The following is a 21,672-nucleotide window of genomic DNA, read 5'->3' on the forward strand; positions in this document are numbered from 1 at the left end:
GCTATGCCTTATGCGGCATGGGGAAATACGCGCGTGTCGCGGAAGTGCTACGCTTATCGGCCCGTGGTGCCCATACCAGGAGAAACACCGTGCCCCGCAAGACCCCCATCGAACGCTACCGCAACATTGGCATCAGCGCCCACATCGACGCCGGCAAGACGACGACGACGGAGCGCATCCTCTTCTACACCGGCGTGAATCACAAGCTGGGCGAGGTACATGACGGCGCGGCCACCATGGACTGGATGGAGCAGGAGCAGGAGCGCGGCATCACCATCACGTCGGCCGCCACCACGGCGTTCTGGAAGGGGATGGCGGGCAATTATCCCGAGCATCGCATCAATATCATCGACACGCCGGGCCACGTCGACTTCACGATCGAGGTGGAACGCTCGATGCGCGTGCTCGACGGCGCCTGCATGGTCTACGACGCCGTCGGCGGCGTGCAGCCGCAGTCGGAAACCGTCTGGCGCCAGGCCAACAAGTACAACGTGCCGCGCATCGCGTTCGTCAACAAGATGGACCGTGTGGGCGCCGACTTCCTGCGCGTGCGCGAACAGATCCTGAGCCGTCTCAAGGGCAATCCCGTGCCGATCCAGATTCCGATCGGCGCCGAGGACAACTTCCGCGGCGTGGTCGACCTGGTCAAGATGCAGGCCATCGTCTGGGACGATGCCAGCCAGGGCGTGCGCTTTGAATACACCGACATTCCGGCCGACCTGAGGGACATGGCCCAGGAATGGCACGACAAGATGATCGAGGCCGCCGCCGAGGCCAGCGAGGAACTGCTGGAGAAATATCTGAGTGGCGAGGCGCTGAGCGAGGACGAGATCAAGGCCGCGCTGCGCAAGCGCACCGTGGCCGGCGAGATCCAGCCCATGCTGTGCGGCAGCGCGTTCAAGAACAAGGGCGTACAGGCCATGCTCGACGCCGTGATCGACTACCTGCCGTCGCCGGTGGACGTGCCCGCCATCCTGGGCCACACCGAGGACGACAAGGAGGCGGAACGCCATCCGAGCGACGACGAACCGTTCTCCGCGCTGGCGTTCAAGATCATGACCGACCCGTTTGTCGGCCAGCTGATCTTCTTCCGCGTGTATTCGGGCGTGGTCAATTCGGGCGACACGGTCTACAACCCGGTGAAGGGCAAGCGCGAACGCCTGGGCCGCATCCTGCAGATGCACGCCAACGTCCGCAACGAGATCAAGGAAGTGCGTGCCGGCGATATCGCCGCGGCCGTGGGCCTGAAGGAAGCCACCACGGGCGATACGCTGTGCGACCCCGACAAGGTCATCATCCTGGAGAGGATGTCGTTCCCCGAGCCCGTGATCTCGCAGGCCGTGGAGCCCAAGACCAAGGCCGACCAGGAAAAGATGGGCATCGCGCTGAACCGTCTGGCGCAGGAAGATCCGTCGTTCCGGGTGGCTACCGACGAGGAATCGGGCCAGACCATCATCTCGGGCATGGGCGAGCTGCACCTGGAGATCCTGGTGGACCGCATGAAGCGCGAGTTCGGCGTGGAGGCCTCGGTCGGCAAGCCGCAGGTGGCCTACCGCGAGACGATCAAGAGCGCGGCCAAGGATGTGGAAGGCAAGTTCGTCAAGCAGTCTGGCGGGCGCGGCCAGTACGGCCACGTGGTGCTGAACGTGGAGCCGCTGGCGCAGGGCGGCGGCTACGAGTTCGTTGATGCGATCAAGGGCGGCGTGGTGCCGCGCGAGTTCATCCCTGCGGTGGACAAGGGCATCCGCGAAACGCTGGAGACCGGCGTGCTGGCCGGCTACCCGGTGGTGGACGTCAAGGCGACGCTGGTGTTCGGTTCGTACCACGACGTGGACTCGAACGAAAACGCGTTCCGCATGGCCGGTTCGATGGCCTTCAAGGAAGGCATGCGCCGCGCCAAGCCGGTGCTGCTGGAGCCGATGATGGCCGTCGAGGTGGAGACGCCCGAGGAATTTACCGGTAACGTGATGGGCGACCTGTCGTCACGGCGCGGCATCGTGCATGGCATGGAGGACATCGCGGGCGGCGGCGGCAAGATCGTGCGTGCCGAGGTGCCGCTGGCGACGATGTTCGGCTATTCCACGTCGTTGCGTTCGCTGACGCAAGGCCGTGCCACGTTCACGATGGAATTCAAGCACTATGCCGAAGCACCGGCCAATGTGGCCGAGGCCGTGATCAGTTCACGCAAGACCTGAGCTGCCCCGGGCCTCGGGGCCTGACGGCAGCGCGGCGCGCCGGCCCGCTGGCGCGCCGCCGATGTACCCCGGTTCGTCACATGACGGTGGCACGATGGTCCACCGGTCCCTCTTCGCAACGGAAGGAGCGCATCATGATGGCTTTTCTCGGTACGGTATTCGTTGGCCTGATCGTCGGACTGATTGCACGGGCCATCAAGCCCGGCGACGACAAGATGGGCTGGATCATGACCATCGTCCTCGGCGTGCTGGGTGCGCTGCTGGCCGGCTATGTGGGACGTGCGATGGGTTTCTACCGCGCAGGCGAACCGATAGGCTGGATTGCCTCGATCATCGGCGCGATCGTTCTGCTATTTATTTACGACGCGGTCCGCCGCAAGCATTAGGCTCGACTGTGCCCGGTCATCGGCTGGCGGCGCCACGAGCGCCGTCGATGGCTGGATGGTCATCGTGCTCGTGTCCTGGCAGCGCAGCAGCGTGGCATCGCTGCCCGGCGCGGCCATGGCCGTGATCTGCGGGGCCAGCGCCCGCAACACCCGCACCGCCAGCGCGCTGGTGAACGAGTAACGCGCTGCGTACGGCTCGCGCACGTGCAGCGTGACCGTACCGAAATAGCGGTTGCCCACCAGGAAGACGAACGTCGCCGAGCGGTTCACCGTGCGCGACGAGATCACGCGTCCACCCGGCCCGTAAGTCTGGAAGACCTGCTCGCCCGTGCCGGTCTTGCCGGCAATCTGCAGCGGCGCCCCCTGCGGCTGGCCCTTGCGGTTCAGCGGCACGAATGCGCCGTTGATCGACTTGGCCGTACCCCGCTCCACCACATCCAGCATCGACTGCCGCACCAGCACGGCGATTTCAGGCGCGATCAGCGGCTTGCCGGGGCTGGGCTGCAGGCTGTACGTCGTGGCATACGGCGTGGCCGATGCGAACGCAAACATGCGTACCGTGGACGGCTGTGCATCCACGCCATTGTTCAGGATGATGCCGGCCAGCTCCGCGAGTGCCGATGGCCGGTCGCCCGACGCACCGATCGAGGTGGCGTACGACGGCGTCAGCGAATCGAACGGATACCCCAGCCGCTGCCAGCGCCTGGCAATCTTCTCGAAGGCCTCGCGTTCCAGCAGCGTGCGGATGCGGCCATCCTGACCCAGCTTGCTGCGCGTCTTGAACAGCCACACATACACGGCCTGGCGTTCGGACGCGCTCTGCTGCAGCACATCCTTCAGCGGGGCGTCGGGATGGGTGCCCAGGTATTCCACCATCCAGAGCTCAAGCGGATGGATCCGTGACAGATAGCCACGGTCGTTGAGGTTGAACTTGTCGTGGCCGTACTTGGCGTAGAGCTTCTGCAGGTCATCGTCATCGAACTTCTGCTTGGGCATCCACTGCCGCAGCGTGCGGGCGAAGGTCTCGTAGTCGGTATTGGGGCGCGCGCTCAGCAACGCCACCGACAGCCGCACCGCGCCCAGATGCGGCGTGGGCTGCTTTACGCGGCCAAGCAGCACCTGCAGCCGCTCGTCGTTGGTCTTGCCACGATAGCGCTGCCAGAAATTCACCATGAAGGCGCTGCCTTCCTCGTCGGCGAAACGCTCCAGGTACGGGCGGCGGCCCGGGTCGTTACGATCCTCGATCAGCGAGCTGGCCTCGGGATGCGCCAGGAAGACCTCGTAGCGCACGATATCGCGCATCATGCGGATGAACACGAGATTGACCGAATGCTGGAACGCGACGCGCACGGTCATCTGCCGCTCGCCTTCCCACTTCTCGAAATTCGTGAAGCTTTGCATGCCGCCGCCGGTGTAGAACGCTTCGCCGGGATTGCCCGAGTACTTGCGCTCCATCGCGGCGTCCAGCATGGCGGCCCGTTCGCGATCCGCCGGCTTGGCCTTGATCAGGTAGTCGACGGCCCAGCGCGTCAGCGTGTCCTGGCGCGGCACCTGCACCGCCTTCAACTCGGCCACGCTCATGTCCGCATAGCGGTCGTGCAGCTCGTTGATGATTTCCAGATACGTCACCAGCGTACGCAGCTTGGCGGTGGAACCCAGGTTCAGCCGCGCACCGGCATTGATATCGAACGGCTGGTCGACATTATCGGTCTGCACCCGCACGACGGCTGCGTTGCCGACGCGCTCGAACAGCGTGAAGCTGGCCACGAGCCGCGACGGGTCGTCGCGCTCCTGAAGCAGGTTCTTGCCATACAGCCCCATTTCGTGGGCGCCGTCCTTGGTGCCCACGCGCAGCAGGGTTTCGGTGACCTTGCGCTGGGCCTCGCGGTTGATGGTGCTGTCGACGGTCAGGTCGAGCCGGTCGAGGTCGTAGCGGCTGTCCACATGCAGCATGTGCTGCACATCGTTGCGCACCTGGTTGATGGCCTTGCGCGTGACCCAGGGGTCGGGCACGGGCCGCTGCGGCGGCGCCGACTTGTCCAGCGATTGCGCCAGCGCTGCGTCGCGCAGTTCCGGCGTGATGGCGTTGGCCGATGCCAGCAGGCGCAGGTAGCTGCCCGTCAGCGCGTCCAGGTTGGTATCGTCCCGCCGCAGGTGGTAGGACGGGCGCCGCTGCGAAATGATCAGCGACAGCACCCGCTTGTACACCTGCGCCGCGCGTGGCGACGGATTGCGCGCGTCCATCTCGCGCAGCAACTGGTTGGCTTCGGCGAAGTCCTCGCCATACCAGACGTACAGCGCATCGCCCACGCCCTCGATTTCGCCATGGCCCGAACGCGCCGACAGCGGCACCGTGTTGACGTAGTCAACCACGATATTCTCGCGCGCCCGCTGCGTGTCCGGCCCGTCGTGGTAAGCGCGCAGTGAAGCGGAGGTCATCTGGCGCAGCTTGTCAGCAATCGACTGCGTCTTGCCTTCGGGCGAATGCCGGTATTTCTCGATCTGCGTGGCCAGCGTGCTGCCGCCGGGCTGGCGGTGGCCGCGATCCACCAGGCGGATACCCTGGTCCATCACCGCACGCGAAAACCGACGCCAGTCCAGCGCCGGATTCATCATCGGGTATTCGGGATTGAGCAGGTTCTGGTTCTCGACGAACAACAGCGACGTGACCAGCACCTTCGGAATCGAATCGAAATTCTCGTATTGCCGCTGCGGATAGCGGTCATACGACATCGTCAGCGCGTTGCAGTCGCGAATCAGCAACCCGGCCTGGGTCTTTTCCCGGTATGGCGGAAAAATGCCCTGGTCCATCAGACGGACCATGTCATATGACATACGCGATTGCGATGTCGTGACATAGCCCTCTCGAAGTAGTCGTTCGCCGAATTCGCCCAGGCGCTCGTAGCCAAGGCGCAGATCGTAGGGACCGGAGTGCGGATAGCGGATGCTGTCGCTGGGGCCGGGCAGAATTTCGTAGGTCAATGACTTGCCCAGCCGACTCATGTAGCGAGCCTGCCATTGAGAAGTCTGAGCCTCGTTGGTGACGAGGCTCACGACAATGTACGCGCCGCCGCATACGGCGACTGCCATCCCTGCAAGGATCCAGCCACGACGTGACACGTTTCGCATCCGGTTGCGCCGGGCCCACCGTTTCGGCAGGCGTCGCCGGCTCAAAGCCTGCGCCACATGGCCTTCATCTGAAGGCCACCGCGTGTATTTATATTACGCGTATCGGCTGCGGAATGTGCGACGGAAGTTCGCGCCCGCACGTATTCAAACGCATGGGCGTGCGTGCCGCGCAACAGGCAGCTTGGGCATCACACCCGTATGCATTTCAGGGTGGCGATGCCGGCTGCCTTTGTCGTTTTTACGCGAAGGGGGCTTCGCTCAGGCCGCGGTGACGGGGCGTCCGCCGAACGGATAGTTCGGATCGTTGTAGCCATGGGTGGACGCATGGCCGCGCGGCACGAGGTCGTCGATCATCGACTCTTCCTGCGCCGAGATGGCCGCACCCACTGCACCAAAATAGTCCTCGAACTGTGCCAGCGTGCGCGGGCCGGCGATGACCGAGCTGATGATCGGATTCGCCAGCACCCAGGCAGTGGCAAACTGGCCCGGGGTCAGGCCACGGCCTTCGGCATGCGCCTTCAGCGTCTGCGCGATGACCAGCGACTCTTCGCGGAATTCGGTTTCCATCATGCGGCGGTCGGCGCGGCCGGCGCGCGAGTCAGCCTGCGGCGCCTGGCCCGGCAGGTACTTGCCGGTCAGCACGCCCCGCGCGATCGGGCTGTAGGGCACCACGCCCAGGCCGAAATGCTGGCATGCCGGCAGGATTTCCACCTCGGGCATGCGGTTGAGCAGGTTGTAGTACGGCTGGCATGCCACCGGACGCGGCACGCCCAGCTTGTCGCACAGCGCTGCAATCTCGGCGATACGCCATCCGCGAAAGTTCGACACGGCCCAGTAGCGGATCTTGCCGGCGCGGATCAGGTCGCCCATCACGCGTACCGGCTCTTCCAGGTTCGCGCCGGCGAAGTCGCGATGCAGGTAGAGGATGTCGATAAAGTCGGTGTCCAGGCGGCGCAGGCTTTCTTCCACCTCGCGGACGATCCAGGTGCGCGAGTAATTCTGCTGGTTCGGGCCGCTGCCCATCGGGTTGCCAAGCTTGGTTGCCAGCACCCAGTCATGGCGCTGCGACTGCAGCAGGCGGCCCACCATCGATTCGGATGCGCCCTTGGTGTACACGTCGGCCGTGTCGATGAAGTTGACGCCATGCGCACGGGCGCTGGCGACGATGCGTCCCGCTTCGGCCTCATCGGTCTGGTCGCCGAACATCATCGTGCCAAGGCACAGGGTGGAGACGTTCAGGTTGCTGGCGCCCAGGCGGCGGTATTGCATGGTGAAATCTGGCATGACGAGGTTCCCCGATTAGCGAAGCCGAAGCAGAAAAGGCAAGCGGCCCTGATGACCATCAGGGCCGGCATCGCGCATTGTGCCGTGTTGCGGCGTGGCTTGCAGCGCCTCTCTCGCTTGTCTGCTATGTATCAGCCGGGGCAAAGCCGGGCAGCGCCGGCAGGCGGTCGGCCAGGAACGCCAGCAGTGCGCGCGTGCGGGCCGGCTGGTAGCGACGCGACGGGTAGACCAGGAACGCCTCCTGCGGCGGCCCGTGCCAGCCCGGCAGCACAGGCACCAGATCGCCACGGTCGAGCAGGTCCTGCACCAGCCAGGCCGGTGTCAAACCCAGCCCCGCACCGGCCAGGAAGCTTTCGCGCATTGCCAGCGAGTTGTTGACGCGATACCGGCACGGCGCGTCGACGCTGGCGCTACGGCCGCGTGCGTCGGTCAGCACGATCTCGTCGCCAGCCGCCAGCCACGTGAAGCGCAGCAACTGGTGGTGGGCCAGGTCGGCCGGCTGCCGCACCGGTGGATGACCGGCGAGATAGCCGGGTGCCGCCACCAGCATGCGTGGCGAAACGGCGAGGCGCCGCGCCACCACATTCGGCGGCAGCGACGCGCCGAGGCGCAGCGCCACGTCGACGCCGGCTTCCACCAGATCGACAAAGCGGTCATCGAAACGCAGGTCGACATCGATATCGGGAAAGGCCTGCAGAAATTCCAGCATCAGCGCGTTGAGCCGCAGCACGCCCAGGCTGACCGGCGCACTGACGATGACCCGGCCGGATGGATGATCCGCCAGACCGCGCGCCTCGCCCACGGCTTCGCCGTAGGCATCGATCACGGCCAGCGCGTGGGCGTAGAAACGGCGGCCGGCTTCGGTGGGCGTCAGCCGCGTGGTCGTGCGCTCCATCAGGCGGGCACCGAGTTCAGTTTCCAGTGCGGCCACGGTCTTGCTGACAGTGGGCTGCGACGTGCCGAGTTCACGCGCCACCGCCGAGAGGCTGCCCAGTTCCATCGCCCGTACGAACACGCGCATTGCCTTGAGGGTATCCATGGTCACTCATTCGAAAACGGCATAAGCGATATGCCATTCTGCCAGCTACCCGCGCATTTCGGAATGAACGACATTGAGGCCATCATCATTTCAGGAGTTACCGATGTTCCCGATGTCATGGATGCGCACACTCGCGCTGTCCGGCAGCCTGCTTTCCGGCGCGGGACTGGCCGGGCCGGCCACCAGCCCGGCCACCCACGCCGCCACCAACGCCACCGACGCCACCTTCTGGACCACAACCTGGACTGCCAGCCAGCAACCGGTCTGGGCCTCCGGCGCCCTGCCGCTGCCCACCGGATTGCCCGATGTCATCAGCGACGCCACGGTGTTGCAGCGCGTGCGCATCAGCGTGGGCGGCCGGCGCGTTCGGCTGGTGCTGTCAAACCACTATGGCAAGCAGGCCATCCAAATTGGCGCAGCCGGCATCCGCGGCCTGGCGGGCCGTACCGGTCGCCCTGTCACGTTTGCGGGTCATGCGGCGGTGACCGTGGCCGCCGGCGCCACGGTGACGAGCGATCCGGTGGACCTCGACACGCCGGCGCTGGATACACTGGCCGTCAGTCTCTATTTGCCCCGCCCCACGATGCTGACGTCGTTCCACTGGGATGGCCGGCAGACGGCGTATATCGCGCCGGGGGACCAGGTCGATCACGTCGATCGGCTCGCCCTGGCCGACCAGGAAAGCCACCCGCCGTTGCAACGGGCCCGGACGTTCCAGGCCCGCGTCCTGCTGTCGGCCATCGACGTCGAGACGCCCGCGCCCTGTCCCACCGTCGTAGCCATCGGGGATTCGATCACCGAAGGCAATGGCGCGACACCCGATGCCGACCGCCGATGGCCCGATCAACTGGCGAACCGGCTAGCTCGCCAACATATCGCCGTACTCAATGCCGGCATTTCGGGCGGCCAGCTGCTGCGCGATGGCATGGGCGAATCGGGCCTTGCCCGCTTTGGACATGACGTTCTTGCCGTGCCGCAGGTGCGCAGCGTGGTACTGGCCCTGGGCATCAACGATATCGGCTGGCCGGGATCGACATTTGCACCCGGCCGCGAACTGCCAACCGTGGACGAACTGGCACACGGCTACCGGAAACTGGTCGCGCAGGCTCACGCACGCGGCGTGCGCGTCATCGGCGCCACCATCACGCCGTTCGCGGGTGCGCTCGGCGGCAGCCCGATCCATGGCTATGCGTCGCCAGAGAAAGAGGCGCTGCGGCAACGCATGAATCACTGGATCCGAACCAGCGGCGCGTTCGATGCGGTGGCCGATTTCGACGCCGCCGTACGCGACCCGGCCCACCCCGACCGCCTGCTGCCGGCATTCGACAGCGGCGACCATCTGCACCCCGGCGACCAGGGCTACGCCTCCATGGCGGCAGCCATCGACGCCGCACAGTTGTTCTGAGCCATAAAAAAACCGGCACGATCGCTCGTGCCGGTTTCTTGTTTCAGCGTGCCCTGCAGGCGGCTGCGAATGCTCAGTCTTCGAGCTTGGGCAGCGCGGCGCTGGTCTGCGACGACAGCAGGCCGGTCTTGGCATACGTCTGCAGCTTCTCGCGCGTGTCGACGATGTCGAGCGTACGCATCGTCAGCTGACCGATACGGTCCAGCGGCGTGAACATCGACTCGCCCTTTTCCATCGTCAGGCGCTCGGGCTTGTACGTCAGGTTCGGCGAGGTGGTGTTCAGGATCGAATAGTCGTTGCCACGACGCAGTTCGATGGTCACTTCGCCGGTGATGGCGCCCGCCACCCAGCGCTGGGCGGTTTCGCGCAGCATGATGGCCTGCGGGTCGAACCAGCGGCCCTGGTACAGCAGGCGGCCCAGGCGGCGGCCGTTGTCGCGGTATTGCTCGATGGTGTCTTCGTTGTGGATGCCGGTGATCAGGCGCTCGTAGGCGATGAACAGCAGCGCCAGGCCCGGGGCCTCGTAGATGCCGCGGCTCTTGGCCTCGATGATGCGGTTCTCGATCTGGTCGCTCATGCCCAGGCCATGACGGCCACCAATGACATTGGCTTCCATGAACAGGTCCACGGCGTTGGCGAACGTCTTGCCGTTCAGCGCCACCGGCTGGCCTTCCTCGAAGCGCACGGTCACTTCCTCGCGCTTCACTTCGACTTCATCGCGCCAGAACTGCACGCCCATGATCGGCTGGACGATGCGGATGCCCGAGTCCAGGTGCTCGAGGTCCTTGGCCTCGTGCGTGGCGCCGAGCATGTTCGAATCGGTCGAGTAGGCCTTTTCGGCCGACATCTTGTAGGCATGGCCGTGCTGGCGCATGAACTCCGACATTTCGGCACGACCGCCCAGTTCGTCGATGAACTGCTGGTCCAGCCACGGCTTGTAGATCTGCAGACCCGGGTTGGTCAGCAGGCCGTAGCGGTAGAAGCGCTCGATGTCGTTGCCCTTGAACGTGCTGCCGTCGCCCCAGATGTTGACGCCGTCTTCCTTCATCGCGGCCACCAGCATCGTGCCGGTCACGGCACGGCCAATCGGCGTGGTGTTGAAGTACGTCACGCCGGCGGTGGAGATATGGAATGCACCGCATTGCAGCGCGGCGATGCCTTCGGCCACCAGCTGGGCGCGGCAGTCCACCAGGCGGGCGGCTTCGGCGCCATAGGCCATGGCACGGCGCGGGATGTCGTCGTAGTCCGGCTCGTCCGGCTGGCCCAGGTTGGCGGTGTAGGCGTAGGGAATGGCGCCCTTCTGACGCATCCAGAGGAGCGCGGCGCTGGTGTCCAGGCCGCCCGAGAATGCGATACCGACGCGCTGGCCGGAAGGAATGTGCTGCAGGATGGTAGTCATCGCCAGAAAACCAGGTGAATTTGTCGGCTCTTGGGGCGCCCCCGCACGATCAGACCGCGCGGCGAGCCGGTCCGGCGCCCGAAACTCGTAACCGTGAATTGTGACATGGCACGGCGTCAGCGCCAAACGCGGGGCCGCCGAAAATAAATGTGGACATCGTACAGACCGTCGACTAGTCTATTGTGGACGGCGTACACAAACGCCGCTTCCGCACAACGCCCGGGGCTGCCGGGCCCAACCGAGCAGGAGATGTCGATGTCTTCGAAAGTCCAGTCGTACCTGTTTTTCGATGGTCGCGCAGAGGAAGCGGCCGAGTTCTACAAGACCGCCGTCGGCGCCAAGGTGGAAGGGTTGATGCGTTTCAAGGATGCCCCGCCCGATGCAGGCCCCGGCTGCGGGCCAGCCCCCGGCAGCGGCGACAAGGTCATGCACATGGCCCTGCAGATTGGCGATACCACGATCATGGGGTCTGACGGCGAGAACAAGGGCCAGGCCGAATTCAAGGGTTTTGCGCTGTCGATCACGGTGGCGAGCGCGGCTGAAGTCGACAAGACCCTCGGCGCGCTGTCGCAGGGCGGCCATGTGGTAATGCCGGCCGCGCCCACGTTCTTCAGCGAACGCTTCGGCATGGTGGCCGACAAGTTCGGCATCACCTGGATGGTGCTGGTGGCGCCCAAGGAATAACGGCGTCGCGCAGCGGATCCATCCGCCTCCGGCTGGGCACGGCGTAGCATCCCCTACAATGCCGCACCCAACCGGAGAATCGCTGATGGAATCCCGCCTGACCGATCTCGAAATCAAGGTCGCCTTCCAGGAGGACCTGATCGAGACGCTCAACCTGACCGTTGCCCGCCAGCAGCAACAGCTTGACCTTCTACAGGCCCAGTTCCGCGCGCTCTACCAACAGGTGCGCGCTGCTGCACCCACAGGCGCCGAAGGTAATCCGCAGCACGAGATCCCGCCGCATTACTGAACCGCACGGCGGGCCGATGCGGTGCGGAACACACATATCGGAACGATCACCTGGATGGCCGGGTCACAATGGCTATCCACCGACAGATCCCCGCGACCGTCCCGACACATGCCCCTGACCGTCCAGTCCCGCCAATCCCGGCGCCGCCTTTCCCGATGGCTACCGGCTCTCGCCATCGCCGCCCTTGGCACGGCACACGCCGGCTACAACGTCTGGACCGGCGAGTACACGTTTACCAAGGCCGAACTGCAAAGTGCCGTGGACAAGAAGTTTCCGACCACGCTGCGTTATGGCGAACTGGTCAGCGTGCAGTTGTCCAATCCGCGGCTGGTGCTCGACGAGGCCACCAACCGCGTGACCACGCAGATGGACGCCGCCATGTCCAACACGATCCTGCCGGCGCCGCCGGTCAACGGCACGATGTCGCTCAACAGCGGCGTGAAGTACGACCCCGCGCGCCGCGCCGTGCTGCTGGACAATCCCACCGTCCAGGACGTGCAGGTACAGGGCATGAGCCAGTACAGGCAACAGCTCAACGCCATCGGCGCCGTGGTGGCCGAACAGCTGCTCAAGGACTATCCGCTCTATACGTTCAAGCCCGAGGAACTGCGCTTCAACGGCAAGGACGTGCAGCCGGGCGCCATCACCGTGACGCCCGGCGGCATCAGCGTGAAGGTGGACCTGCGCTAACCCGCACTAGCGCGCGGGCCGGAACACCAGCGCCAGGCCAACCGGTATCGCCACCATGCCAACCAGCGCCAGCGGCGCCGGACGGTTGCCGAGGAACAGGTAATCCAGCAGCACGGTGGCCGGCGGCACCAGATAGAACAGGCTGGTGACGTTGACCAGGTTGCCGCGCTGGATCAGCCGGTAGAACAGCAGCGTTGCCGCCACCGAGATCACGATCCCCATCCAGAGCAGCGGCACGAAAAAGCCTGCCACCGGTTCGAAGCGGAACGGCTGGAACGGCAGGCAGGCCAGGCACATCAGCAGCGCCACCGTGTATTGCAGCGGCAGCACCTCCATCGGCGCCTGCTTCACGCCCTTCTGCCAGACAGCCCCGGTGGTCATGCACGCCAGCGCGCCCAGCGCGCAAACCCAGCCGCCCGCCGACAGCCGCGCCGCCAGCAGGCTGTCGGCCACGATGGTGGCCAGCCCGCCCAGCGCCAGCGCCAGTCCGGCCATCCGCACCAGCGAGACGCGCCGCTCAGACCAAAGCAGCGTCAGGATCGGCTGCACGCCAAGGACCGTCGCCAGCACGCCCGGCGTCATGCCGTGATCGAGCGCCAGCAGGTAGCAGATCGAGTAGCCGCCGATCATCAGCGCGCCCGCCAGGGCCACGCGGCCGCGCGTACCGGCGGCTGGCAGCAGGCGGCGGCGCAGCAGCCCGATCGACGCCAGCACGCCGAGCGCGATGACAAAGCGCAATGTCAGGAAGGCAAAAGGCGAGGCATGCGCCAGGCCCCAGCGGCTGAAGATGGCGCCGCCGCTCCACAGCAGCACGAACAACGGGGTGGCACCATGTGCGGCCAGCAGGCGCGCACGCGTTTGCGTGGCAGCACCTGCCGCCACGGCATTTTTCTGGAAAGTCATTGATTGGTCCTGTCGAAACCACGCAGGCCCCGGCGCGTGCTGACGCGGCAAGCGTCAGCACGTCATCCATCAGGAAAGCCGGGGACAAAAAGCGGCGGAAATCAGCCGCGTGGGGGCGCCGTCGGAGGCGCCATGGGCGGCGCGAACGGGGGAGGCGCGACAGGACCGGCACCGAGCAGACCGCGCTCGCGTGCTGGCAGGCCGCACGGTTCGGCGGCAACGGCAGCAACAGCAAGGGTGGCAATGGCTCGGGGCGTCATGGTGTGATCGGTAGAGCGGGGGGCCCGCAAGGCAAGCGCAACACGCGCGGGCAACGGACAAATCCTAGCCGTGCCGGCCAGCGGGGTCAACCGGCATCGAGCCCGAGCGACGCCGCCAGCGCTGCCAGGGTCGGCCCGATCGGGGCGGAAATCTTGCAGGTCAGCAGCGGATCGGCACGCGTGGTGCCCAGGTTCAGTGCCGCAACCGGCAGGCCACGCTCGGCGGCCCACAGGCAGAAGCGGTAGCCCGAGAACACGGTCAGGGACGAACCGATCACCAGCATGCCATCGGCCGCATCGAGCGCAAGGCGGCCCGCGTCCACGCGGTCACGCGGCACCGATTCGCCAAAGAACACCACATCGGGCTTGAGCACGCCGCCGCAACGCTCGCAGTCGGGCACGGCAAAGTTGTCGAACAGCGGCGACTCCAGGTGCGCATCGCCATCGGCCGCCGGCAGCGCCGAGACATCGCGGAAGTCTGGATTGTGCAGCCAGAGCCAGCGCTGGATATAGGTGCGCGGATACTGCGTGGCGCACGACAGGCACACCACCTGCCCGATGCTGCCGTGCAGTTCGATCACATCGCGGCTGCCGGCGCGCTGGTGCAGGCCATCCACGTTCTGGGTCACCAGGCCCGTGACGCGCCCGGCGTCGCCGAGCCGCGCCACCACGCGGTGACTGATGTTCGGCTGCGCGGCGTCCGCCACGGGCCAGCCCACCATGCTGCGCGCCCAGTAGCGCTGGCGCGCCGGATGCCCGCTCAGGAATGCCGTGATCGTCATCGGCGCGGAACGCTGCCAGCGCCCCTGTTGGTCCCGATAGCCGGGAATGCCGGAATCGGTGCTGATACCGGCGCCGGTCAGCACGAACAGCCGCGAATGACGTTCGACATAGTCGAGCAGCACCGCGCCGGGGCTGTCCAGATCTTCGGGGCCGTCGCGGTCCGCGGCGTGGCTCACGGATCCACCTTGACGCGCCCGACCTGGCGCGCTTCCCAGGCCTTCAGCTCCTGGCGGTAGCGGTCCATCTCGTCGTTGTAGAAGTCGAACACGCACGGGTCGCAGCCGCTCTGGCAGCACTCGTTGTCGCCGGGGCGCTCGGGCGGCTGCGGCTTGGGATCATCGGGCGGCGGGAAGGACTCGGCGGCGGACACGGCTGGGCAGTGGAAGACCAAAACCGCGCCAGTATATGACGCCTGCCCGATCAGGGTCTTTGGTCCAATGCATGCCAAGGCAATCCCTGATATGCAGGAAACCGGGGCGATATTGAATTGTTTCGACAAAGCTGTGCCGGGCTGGACGCTGCTGATAGTGTTGTGGCGCCGAACCGGTACACGGCGGACTGCCTATTGCCATGGTCACTGCCACGCGCGTCACTTCCGCATTGCATCGGTCCGCCGCAGGCCTGGCGGCAATGCTGGCCTGCGCCGCCGCCATCGCGGCCGAAGCGGGCCGCCAGGTATTGCCGCCGCCCAATCCTGCCCCTACCGCCCCGCCGGTACTTGCACCCGCCACGCCCGGCAAGCCCATTGCCACCCCGGCCCTGCCGCCACATCCGGACGGCCGCCCGCGCATCTGCCTGGTGCTTTCGGGGGGCGGTGCGCGCGGCGCGGCGCATATCGGCGTACTGAAGGTGCTGGAATCGCTACGCGTGCCGGTGGACTGCATCGCCGGCACCAGCATGGGATCGCTGGTCGGCGGCGCGTACGCCACGGGCATGAGCACGGCCGATATGGAAAAGCTGGTTGGCGGCCTGTCGACCGACGCGCTGTTCAAGGAACGGCCACCGCGCCAGGACCTGGCCATCCGCCGCAAGATCGAGGATCACACCAACCTGGTGACGCCCGAGATCGGGGTGCGGTCAGACGGGCTGCTGCTGCCGAAGGGCGCGGTGTCGGGCGTGCAGCTTGAAACCGTGCTGCGCCAGCTGGCGAATGCGCCCGGCTATCGCGATTTCGATTCGCTGCCGATTCCCTACCGCGCCGTGGCCACCGACCTGGTGGCCGGTACGCCCGTGGTCTTCAGCGAGGGCGAACTCGCCAATGTCATGCGGGCCAGCATGTCGGTGCCCGGCGCGGTGGCGCCCACCGAGTACGAAGGCAAGCTGCTGGTCGACGGCGGGCTGACCGACAACCTGCCCGTGGATGTGGCGCGGGCCATGGGCGCCGACATCATCATTGCCGTGAACCTGGGCACGCCGCTGATGAAGCGCGAGGAATTGACCTCTCTGATCGGCGTGACCGGGCAAATGCTCAATATCCTGACCGAACAGAACGTGCGCACGTCGCTGGCGTCGCTGAAGCCGACCGACATCCTGATCGAACCCGCCCTGGGCGATTTCTCGGCCGGCGACTTCAACCACCTGCCCAAGACCATCCCGATTGGCGAAGCCGCCGCGCAGCGCGTTGCCGACCGGCTGTCCGCGCTGTCGCTGCCGGAAGATCAGTACGCCACCCTGCGCGTCGCGCAGCGGGCACTGCCGCCGCCCGACCTGCGGCCGGTCGACGAAATCCGCTTCGCGCCGCTGGAGCGTGTCAACCCGGCCTTTGCGTCCGCCACGATGGAAACGCGCCCCGGCGAGCCAATTTCGCAGGCCACGCTGGACCGCGACATGCGGCGCCTGTTCGGCACGGGCGATTTCGAGCACGTGAACTACCGTTTCCTGGAAGAGCCGGGCAAGCGGGTGCTGAACGTGGAGGCCATCGAAAAGAGCTACGGGCCCGACTACCTGCGCTTCGGGCTGGGCCTGAATTCGGACTTCCGTGGCAATGCCTACTTCAACCTGCTCGCCAGCTACCGCCGCACCTGGCTGAATTCGCTGGGCGCGGAATGGCGCAACGACGTGCAGGTGGGCCAGACGTCGAGCCTGGTCAGCGAGTTCTACCAGCCGCTCGATACGCGCCAGCAGTTCTTCGTGGCGCCGCGCATCGAGCTTGAGCGCCGGCCCGTGAACGTCTACAGCGGCGACAGCAAGGTGGCCGAATATGACCTGCGCCGCACCGATATCGCGTTCGACGTGGGCAGCCAGTTCACCAAGTATGGCGAGGCGCGGGTTGGCGTGCTGATCGGGCACCAGAACGTATCGCTGTCCACCGGCCCCGAATCGCTTGCGCCAACCTCCGGCGGCGACGTGCAGCGGCGGGCCATCACCGGCCGGCTGCTGTTCGACCAGCTCGACAGCATCAACTTCCCGCGATTTGGCTATGGCGGATCGGTCAACGTGTTCTCGTCGCAGGCCGGCATGGGGGCGACCGATACCTATACGAAGGGCGAACTGACGGCGACGGGCGCGTATTCATTCGGCAACAGCACGGTGAACCTGGGCATCCGCGCCGGCAGCAACATCGGCGGACCAGGGCTGCCCCGCTACGACCTGTTCCAGTGGGGCGGATTCCTGCAGCAGTCCGGCTACAGCACCGGGCAACTGATCGGCGGCAATATCCAGTTTGCCCGGCTGGTCTACTACAACAAGCTCGTCAAGCAGACGCTGCTGGAAGGGGTTTACGCGGGGGCATCGCTGGAAGCCGGCCGGGTAGGCGCGCCGCTGGTGGCGGGCAGCCCCACCGGGTTGCTGAAGTCGGGATCGCTGTTCCTGGGCGTCGACAGCCCGATCGGGCCGCTGTACGTGGCCTACGGCCGGGCATCCGGCGGACACTATGCCTTCTACCTGTTCCTGGGCAAACCTTAGGCGCGGGTGCCACAAAGTGCGGCACACCGAACCCCCTCGTTAGTTGTATGTAATGTCTCTGTGCGGCTCTCTATACTCGACGATGTCGGTTGGACCCCCGTCCTCCTGACACCCCCTTCCCCGGTCGCCGCCCCAATCGGCGACATTTTTTTGTCCGGAATTCGGCAATCTACGTGCCGGAGCGTTAAGATGCGCGATTATCGAACAGCGCATCGCCCCCTGCCATGGACGCCCCCAATCCCATCCACCTCAAGCCAGCCCAGGCCGACACTGTCCGCGCCGCCCATCCGCCGGCCGACATTCTCAAGAGCTTTGCCGGGGATCCGAACTTCATGCTGTCGCTGGCGCGCGGCCTGACCGTGCTGGAGGCGTTCTCGGAGCGCAAGCGGCCGCTCACTATCTCGCAGGTGGCCCAACGCACGCAGTTGTCGCGCGCATCGGTGCGGCGCTGCCTCTATACGCTGGAGCAGCTCGGTTACGTAAGCCAGCAGGACGGGCACTTTGCCCTGCGGCCGCGCGTGCTGCATCTGGGGCATGCCTATTTCTCGTCGACGTCGCTGGTGTCATCGGCGCAGCCCATCCTCGACACGCTGAGCGCGCGGGTTCACGAGACGTCGGCGCTGGCCATCCTCGATGGCATCGACATCCTGTACCTGGTGCGTTCCGAGGTGCATCGCGTGCTGACCCACGCGCTGGGCATGGGCAGCCGGTTGCCGGCGTATTGCACATCCACGGGCCGGCTGCTGCTGGCCCACCAGCCGGACGCCGTGCTCGAAGCGTTCTTCGAACATGCCGAACTGCGCCCGCGCACGCTGCTGACCAAGGTCTCGCGTCCGGAGCTGGAAACGGCGTTCCAGCGCGCACGCGAACTGGACTATGTGCTGATCGACGAGGAACTGGAGCCGGGCCTGCGGGCGATTGCCGTGCCGGTGCGCGCCCAGACGGGCATGGTGGTGGCGGCCATCAGCGTGAGCGTGAAGGCCAACAAGGTATCGGAATCCGAAATGATCGCGCGGCTGCTCGGCCCCATGCGCGAGGCGGCAGCCGCGATCGGCAAGCTGGTGGGAAGCTGACCCTGTTGAGGTCCGAACCGGGGCTCAGCCCCGGTGCGCCAGTTCCAGCTGGAACACCAGGCGCTGCAGGAAGTTTTCCATGCGTCCATCCGGATTCAGGAACGCGCAGCCGTAGTGGTGGACGGTGTTGTCGTCAAACCCCACCAGCCAGTGGCCCACCACCTGCATGTCCAGCTCAAGCCGGCCCAGCTCGGCAAAATCGAGGCGGCACTTCTTGATGACCGTGCCCACCGGCAGCAGGTCGGCGCCCACCTGGCGCGAGCGCAGGCCCACGCCGGACAGCGAAAGGTCGGCGATATCGAGCTGCAGCGTGGACTTGTCGACCGAATCCGGCAGCACGATCTCGCAGCGATAACCCTTGGTCAGCAGCGTACGGGCGCGGAAGTGGCGGCGGCGCTGGAAGTGGTAGAGCTTTTCGGGGAAGTCGGCGATAAAGGCCGGGCCGCCTTCGAAACGCGTGGCACCGGGCGTGCCCACCACGAAGTTCACCGGCACCCCGCGCAGCAGGCCCGAAAAGGCGTTCATCTCCGAGCCCATCAACGCCTGGCGCTCGGCATCGGCACGGCACCAGTCGAAAATAAATGTCTTGTTGGCCGGGTCGACGTGCAGGATCGACGTCACGATTTCCGAGCCATTGCGCGAGCGCACGTTCAGCAGGCACTTCTGCCAGGCCATGTCGCGCAGCACCGTACCGATCTGCGAACTGTGCGTCAGCCGGTAGCGTTCATCCGACTGCGCAGAGTCCCGCTCGTCGGACTCGCCCTCGAACTGGGACAAGGATTGGCCTTCCTGCGGCCCGCGGGGATCTTGAAGACTCATGGAATACGCTACTTCTAATAGTGGTTGCGCCGCGGGTCGCCGGGGCGGGCGGGCAATGGATCTGTCAGCGCGCGGCGCGCCAGCCGCCGCATGGTAAGCGCGCCACCTTAGCGACGCAAGCATATGCCTTGGCCTTCGGCAAAATACGACGTAACTTTAGAAACCGACTTCGGTGGGGTAGCTTCCGCTGCGCTTTCCGCATCGATCCGTTACCCCATGGACGTGTCCGCCGAACCAGGTGCCGGACCAGGGGCCGGCCGCCCCAGTTCAGCGCGCAACCACTGCAATAGCGCCTCGCGGCGCGGATCCCTGGCAAACGGCACTGGCGATATCAGGTGATACGCCGAGCCATCGGGCACAAACCCGCATGGTGCGGTCAGCCGGCCATCGGCCAGTTCGTCGGCAGCCATCCATTCCGATGCGACGGCCCAGCCCAGGCCGGCGGCCGCGGCCTGCAGACTCAGATAGAAGTGTTCGTACCAGGCGTCGCGCTGTCCGGCCAGGCCACCTTTGGCGCCGTCCGGGCTGCCGGGCTGCGCCGCCCCGGCGCTGCGGGCCCAGCGCTGCCAGGCATCGGGGCGCGTGCGGGTATGCAGCCGCACGGCATCGGCCAGCGCGACCGATGCCTGGTCGGGCCGACAGACCGGCCCCACGCGCTCGGGCGCCAGTTCGCTGGTATGCCAGCGCGGGTCGAACGCGAAATCGTTGCGCCGCAACGCAACGTCGATGCCCTGGGCGGCAAAGTCCACCGGCCCCCCGGCCGCCATCAGATGCAGCGGGATGTCCGGATGGACGGCCGAAAACCGGCTGAGCCGTGGAATCAGCCAGCGCATGGCAATGGTGGGTTCGCACGACAGCACCAGCGCCGCATTCGCGGCCGGCGCGCGGATCCGCTCGGCGGCCGCCGCCAGCAGATCCATCGATTGGGTGGCCGCCGCGTGCAGCGTCTGCCCGGCTTCGGTCAGAAATACGGCCCGGTTGCGCCGCTCGAACAGCGGCACGCCCAGCGCGTCTTCCAGTTGCCGGATCTGGCGGCTGATCGCGCCATGCGTCAGGTGAAGTTCGGCGGCCGCGCGGGCGAAATTCTGGTGCCGCGCCGCGGCCTCGAAAAAGCGGATCCAGCCCAGCCAGTGCATCGAAGCCATGCGATCAGTCAGTTTTACTCACGGAATTGCGCCAGTATAAATCGCTTTCCGTACCCATTTCTGCGAGACAGAATGGCGCCTGCCAGGTCTCTGCCGCCGCCACCTTCCACAACGAAAACTGACCAGAAATGACCCCGCTTGCCGAACTTGCCGCCGTTGCCACGATCACCATCCTTGCCGTTATCAGCCCGGGGCCCGATTTCGCCATGGTCACCCGCAACAGCTACCTGTTCGGGCGGCGCACCGGGCTGCTGTGCGCGCTGGGCATCGCCATGGGCGTGCAGGTGCATGTGGCCTATACGATGTTCGGGGTGTCGCTGCTGATTGCCCATGCCCATGGGGTGCTGTCGATCATCAAGCTGCTGGGTGCGGGTTATCTGGTGTGGATCGGCATCCAGACCCTGCGCAACCGCAAGGCCTTGGCCGTCGACACCACGGCCGCAGCGGCCATTTCCGGCGCGGCGGCCTGCCGCATGGGCTTTCTGACCAACGCGCTGAACCCGAAGACCACACTGTTCGTGGTCAGCACCTACACGCAGGTGGTCAGCCCCCATACGCCGCTGGCGGCGCAGTTCGGCTACGGGTTGTTCATGTCGCTGGCGCACCTGGTGTGGTTCGGCATCGTCGCGTGGTGCTTTGGCTCGCCGGCATTGCGCGCGGCCATGCTGCGGCGCCAGCGGCTGCTGGACCGGGTTATCGGCACCACGCTGTGCGGGCTTGGCGTGGCGCTCGGTGTCAGCAACCTGGGGTAGCTGGCCGATAGGTGTCGCGCACCACGTGCCGCGCGCCTTGCTTGCTCAGAAAACTCTCGTAGAGCAGGAACCGGTCGACGCTCCATGGCGGCGGTGCCAGGTTGTGGAACGCACCAAGCCAGTCGCGCAGCAGCGGCTCGGGTGCGCCCGGACGGCTGCGTGCGAGGGTCAGGTGCGGCCGGAAGCGGCGGGGGTCGGGCGCGACGCCCTGGGTGTCGAGCACCGCGGTCACGGAATCGAACAAATCCTGCAAGGGCGCCGATTCGGCCAGCCCGGCCCACAGGATCGAACCCTGCCGGCCCCGAAAGCGGCCCACCCCGCTAACGTGGAGTTGCATGGGTTTGACGTCCACGGCATGCAGCGCCTGTGCGATCTCTGCCGTGGCCGCCGCATCGCAATCGCCCAGGAAACGCAGCGTCAGGTGCAGCTGCGCGGCTGGCGTGGGCCGGATATCACGATGAGCAGGCAGGGTTTGCAGCAGCCTGTCCGCCAGCGTGGCCGGCGTGTCGATCGCGATAAATAGCCGCGGCACC

Annotated in this window: 19 protein-coding genes; 9 read left to right on the forward strand and 10 right to left on the reverse strand. The window is 66.1% G+C overall.

The annotated features are described in order from the left end of the window. The first annotated feature begins 89 nt into the window (after positions 1-89). Complete coding sequence (gene fusA, locus A9J21_RS05040; protein WP_066732546.1) at positions 90-2,195, forward strand: elongation factor G; 2,106 nt, start codon at positions 90-92, stop codon at positions 2,193-2,195. Positions 2,196-2,329: 134 nt separating this feature from the next. Further along, positions 2,330-2,581, forward strand: coding sequence for a GlsB/YeaQ/YmgE family stress response membrane protein (locus A9J21_RS05045; protein ID WP_066732548.1), 252 nt, complete (start codon positions 2,330-2,332; stop codon positions 2,579-2,581). Here the strand turns inward: A9J21_RS05045 and A9J21_RS05050 are convergent. The 3 genes from A9J21_RS05050 to A9J21_RS05060 all read right to left on the reverse strand — a co-directional run bounded on the left by A9J21_RS05050 (position 2,546) and on the right by A9J21_RS05060 (position 8,033). After that, a complete protein-coding gene (locus A9J21_RS05050; RefSeq protein WP_082926234.1) occupies positions 2,546-5,701 on the reverse strand; it encodes a transglycosylase domain-containing protein in 3,156 nt (1,051 codons plus the stop codon). The genes A9J21_RS05045 and A9J21_RS05050 overlap by 36 nt on opposite strands. Positions 5,702-5,968: 267 nt before the next feature. Then, on the reverse strand, positions 5,969-6,994 hold the full coding sequence (locus tag A9J21_RS05055) for an aldo/keto reductase (RefSeq protein ID WP_066732550.1): 1,026 nt from the start codon (positions 6,992-6,994) through the stop codon (positions 5,969-5,971). Between the two features lie 124 nt (positions 6,995-7,118). Then, positions 7,119-8,033, reverse strand: coding sequence for a LysR family transcriptional regulator (locus A9J21_RS05060; RefSeq protein ID WP_066732552.1), 915 nt, complete (start codon positions 8,031-8,033; stop codon positions 7,119-7,121). Between the two features lie 103 nt (positions 8,034-8,136). Between A9J21_RS05060 and A9J21_RS05065 the strand changes: the two genes are divergently transcribed. Further along, the gene (locus tag A9J21_RS05065; RefSeq protein WP_066732554.1) at positions 8,137-9,438 is read left to right on the forward strand and encodes an SGNH/GDSL hydrolase family protein; all 1,302 of its coding nucleotides are present in this window, start codon (positions 8,137-8,139) and stop codon (positions 9,436-9,438) included. 73 nt (positions 9,439-9,511) lie between these two features. Here A9J21_RS05065 and argG read toward each other — a convergent pair whose 3' ends face one another. Then, positions 9,512-10,837, reverse strand: a complete 1,326-nt coding sequence (gene argG, locus A9J21_RS05070) for an argininosuccinate synthase (protein WP_029051041.1) — start codon at positions 10,835-10,837, stop codon at positions 9,512-9,514. A 255-nt stretch (positions 10,838-11,092) separates the two neighbouring features. Between argG and A9J21_RS05075 the strand changes: the two genes are divergently transcribed. The 3 genes from A9J21_RS05075 (at position 11,093) to A9J21_RS05085 (ending at position 12,500) form a co-directional block, all read left to right on the forward strand. Beyond that, complete coding sequence (locus tag A9J21_RS05075) at positions 11,093-11,521, forward strand: VOC family protein (protein WP_066732645.1); 429 nt, start codon at positions 11,093-11,095, stop codon at positions 11,519-11,521. Positions 11,522-11,606: 85 nt separating this feature from the next. Continuing rightward, positions 11,607-11,810 (forward strand): SlyX family protein, encoded by a 204-nt coding sequence (locus A9J21_RS05080; RefSeq protein WP_066732556.1) that lies wholly within the window; start codon positions 11,607-11,609, stop codon positions 11,808-11,810. A 108-nt stretch (positions 11,811-11,918) separates the two neighbouring features. Then, entirely contained in the window at positions 11,919-12,500 is a 582-nt protein-coding gene (locus tag A9J21_RS05085) for a DUF1439 domain-containing protein (RefSeq protein WP_066732558.1), read from the forward strand. A gap of 6 nt (positions 12,501-12,506) precedes the next feature. Here the strand turns inward: A9J21_RS05085 and A9J21_RS05090 are convergent, their stop codons facing one another. The 3 genes from A9J21_RS05090 to A9J21_RS05100 all read right to left on the reverse strand — a co-directional run bounded on the left by A9J21_RS05090 (position 12,507) and on the right by A9J21_RS05100 (position 14,837). Further along, positions 12,507-13,403 (reverse strand): DMT family transporter, encoded by an 897-nt coding sequence (locus tag A9J21_RS05090; protein ID WP_066732560.1) that lies wholly within the window; start codon positions 13,401-13,403, stop codon positions 12,507-12,509. Between the two features lie 346 nt (positions 13,404-13,749). After that, positions 13,750-14,622, reverse strand: a complete 873-nt coding sequence (locus A9J21_RS05095; protein ID WP_404851346.1) for an NAD-dependent protein deacetylase — start codon at positions 14,620-14,622, stop codon at positions 13,750-13,752. Beyond that, positions 14,619-14,837: an oxidoreductase-like domain-containing protein gene (locus A9J21_RS05100; protein ID WP_231906808.1), complete on the reverse strand. Its 219-nt coding sequence runs from the start codon at positions 14,835-14,837 to the stop codon at positions 14,619-14,621. The genes A9J21_RS05095 and A9J21_RS05100 overlap by 4 nt, the downstream gene beginning before the upstream one ends. Positions 14,838-15,016: 179 nt before the next feature. On the opposite strand from A9J21_RS05100, the gene A9J21_RS05105 reads away from it, so the two are divergent. Both A9J21_RS05105 and A9J21_RS05110 read left to right on the forward strand, forming a co-directional pair. Beyond that, complete coding sequence (locus A9J21_RS05105) at positions 15,017-17,350, forward strand: patatin-like phospholipase family protein (protein ID WP_231906809.1); 2,334 nt, start codon at positions 15,017-15,019, stop codon at positions 17,348-17,350. Between the two features lie 224 nt (positions 17,351-17,574). Continuing rightward, complete coding sequence (locus tag A9J21_RS05110) at positions 17,575-18,423, forward strand: IclR family transcriptional regulator C-terminal domain-containing protein (RefSeq protein WP_066732564.1); 849 nt, start codon at positions 17,575-17,577, stop codon at positions 18,421-18,423. Positions 18,424-18,447: 24 nt separating this feature from the next. On the opposite strand, the gene A9J21_RS05115 is transcribed toward A9J21_RS05110, so the two are convergent. Together A9J21_RS05115 and A9J21_RS05120 are read right to left on the reverse strand one after the other, a co-directional pair. After that, positions 18,448-19,242 carry a flagellar brake protein gene (locus A9J21_RS05115; RefSeq protein WP_066732566.1) on the reverse strand — a complete coding sequence of 265 codons (795 nt, stop codon included), beginning with the start codon at positions 19,240-19,242 and terminating at the stop codon, positions 18,448-18,450. A 209-nt stretch (positions 19,243-19,451) separates the two neighbouring features. Beyond that, positions 19,452-20,378 carry a LysR substrate-binding domain-containing protein gene (locus tag A9J21_RS05120; RefSeq protein ID WP_066732651.1) on the reverse strand — a complete coding sequence of 309 codons (927 nt, stop codon included), beginning with the start codon at positions 20,376-20,378 and terminating at the stop codon, positions 19,452-19,454. A gap of 137 nt (positions 20,379-20,515) precedes the next feature. Between A9J21_RS05120 and A9J21_RS05125 the strand changes: the two genes are divergently transcribed. Next, positions 20,516-21,139: a LysE family translocator gene (locus A9J21_RS05125; RefSeq protein ID WP_066732568.1), complete on the forward strand. Its 624-nt coding sequence runs from the start codon at positions 20,516-20,518 to the stop codon at positions 21,137-21,139. On the opposite strand, the gene thpR is transcribed toward A9J21_RS05125, so the two are convergent. Then, a complete protein-coding gene (thpR, locus tag A9J21_RS05130; RefSeq protein WP_066732570.1) occupies positions 21,123-21,671 on the reverse strand; it encodes an RNA 2',3'-cyclic phosphodiesterase in 549 nt (182 codons plus the stop codon). The two genes, A9J21_RS05125 and thpR, sit on opposite strands and share 17 nt — an antisense overlap. Position 21,672: the final 1 nt, after the last annotated feature.

This window comes from Cupriavidus sp. D384, from assembly GCF_001652915.1.
Classification (GTDB): domain Bacteria; phylum Pseudomonadota; class Gammaproteobacteria; order Burkholderiales; family Burkholderiaceae; genus Cupriavidus.

Bases quoted from the DNA above. Each gene is read 5' to 3' on its own strand.
- A9J21_RS05045 (WP_066732548.1), top strand. From the start codon at position 2,330: ATGATGGCTTTTCTCGGTACGGTATTCGTTGGCCTGATCGTCGGACTG.
- A9J21_RS05055 (WP_066732550.1), bottom strand. From the start codon at position 6,994: ATGCCAGATTTCACCATGCAATACCGCCGCCTGGGCGCCAGCAACCTG.
- A9J21_RS05060 (WP_066732552.1), bottom strand. From the start codon at position 8,033: ATGGATACCCTCAAGGCAATGCGCGTGTTCGTACGGGCGATGGAACTG.
- A9J21_RS05065 (WP_066732554.1), top strand. From the start codon at position 8,137: ATGTTCCCGATGTCATGGATGCGCACACTCGCGCTGTCCGGCAGCCTG.
- argG (WP_029051041.1), bottom strand. From the start codon at position 10,837: ATGACTACCATCCTGCAGCACATTCCTTCCGGCCAGCGCGTCGGTATC.
- A9J21_RS05075 (WP_066732645.1), top strand. From the start codon at position 11,093: ATGTCTTCGAAAGTCCAGTCGTACCTGTTTTTCGATGGTCGCGCAGAG.
- A9J21_RS05080 (WP_066732556.1), top strand. From the start codon at position 11,607: ATGGAATCCCGCCTGACCGATCTCGAAATCAAGGTCGCCTTCCAGGAG.
- A9J21_RS05085 (WP_066732558.1), top strand. From the start codon at position 11,919: ATGCCCCTGACCGTCCAGTCCCGCCAATCCCGGCGCCGCCTTTCCCGA.
- A9J21_RS05090 (WP_066732560.1), bottom strand. From the start codon at position 13,403: ATGACTTTCCAGAAAAATGCCGTGGCGGCAGGTGCTGCCACGCAAACG.
- A9J21_RS05105 (WP_231906809.1), top strand. From the start codon at position 15,017: ATGGTCACTGCCACGCGCGTCACTTCCGCATTGCATCGGTCCGCCGCA.
- A9J21_RS05110 (WP_066732564.1), top strand. From the start codon at position 17,575: ATGGACGCCCCCAATCCCATCCACCTCAAGCCAGCCCAGGCCGACACT.
- A9J21_RS05115 (WP_066732566.1), bottom strand. From the start codon at position 19,242: ATGAGTCTTCAAGATCCCCGCGGGCCGCAGGAAGGCCAATCCTTGTCC.
- A9J21_RS05120 (WP_066732651.1), bottom strand. From the start codon at position 20,378: ATGCACTGGCTGGGCTGGATCCGCTTTTTCGAGGCCGCGGCGCGGCAC.
- A9J21_RS05125 (WP_066732568.1), top strand. From the start codon at position 20,516: ATGACCCCGCTTGCCGAACTTGCCGCCGTTGCCACGATCACCATCCTT.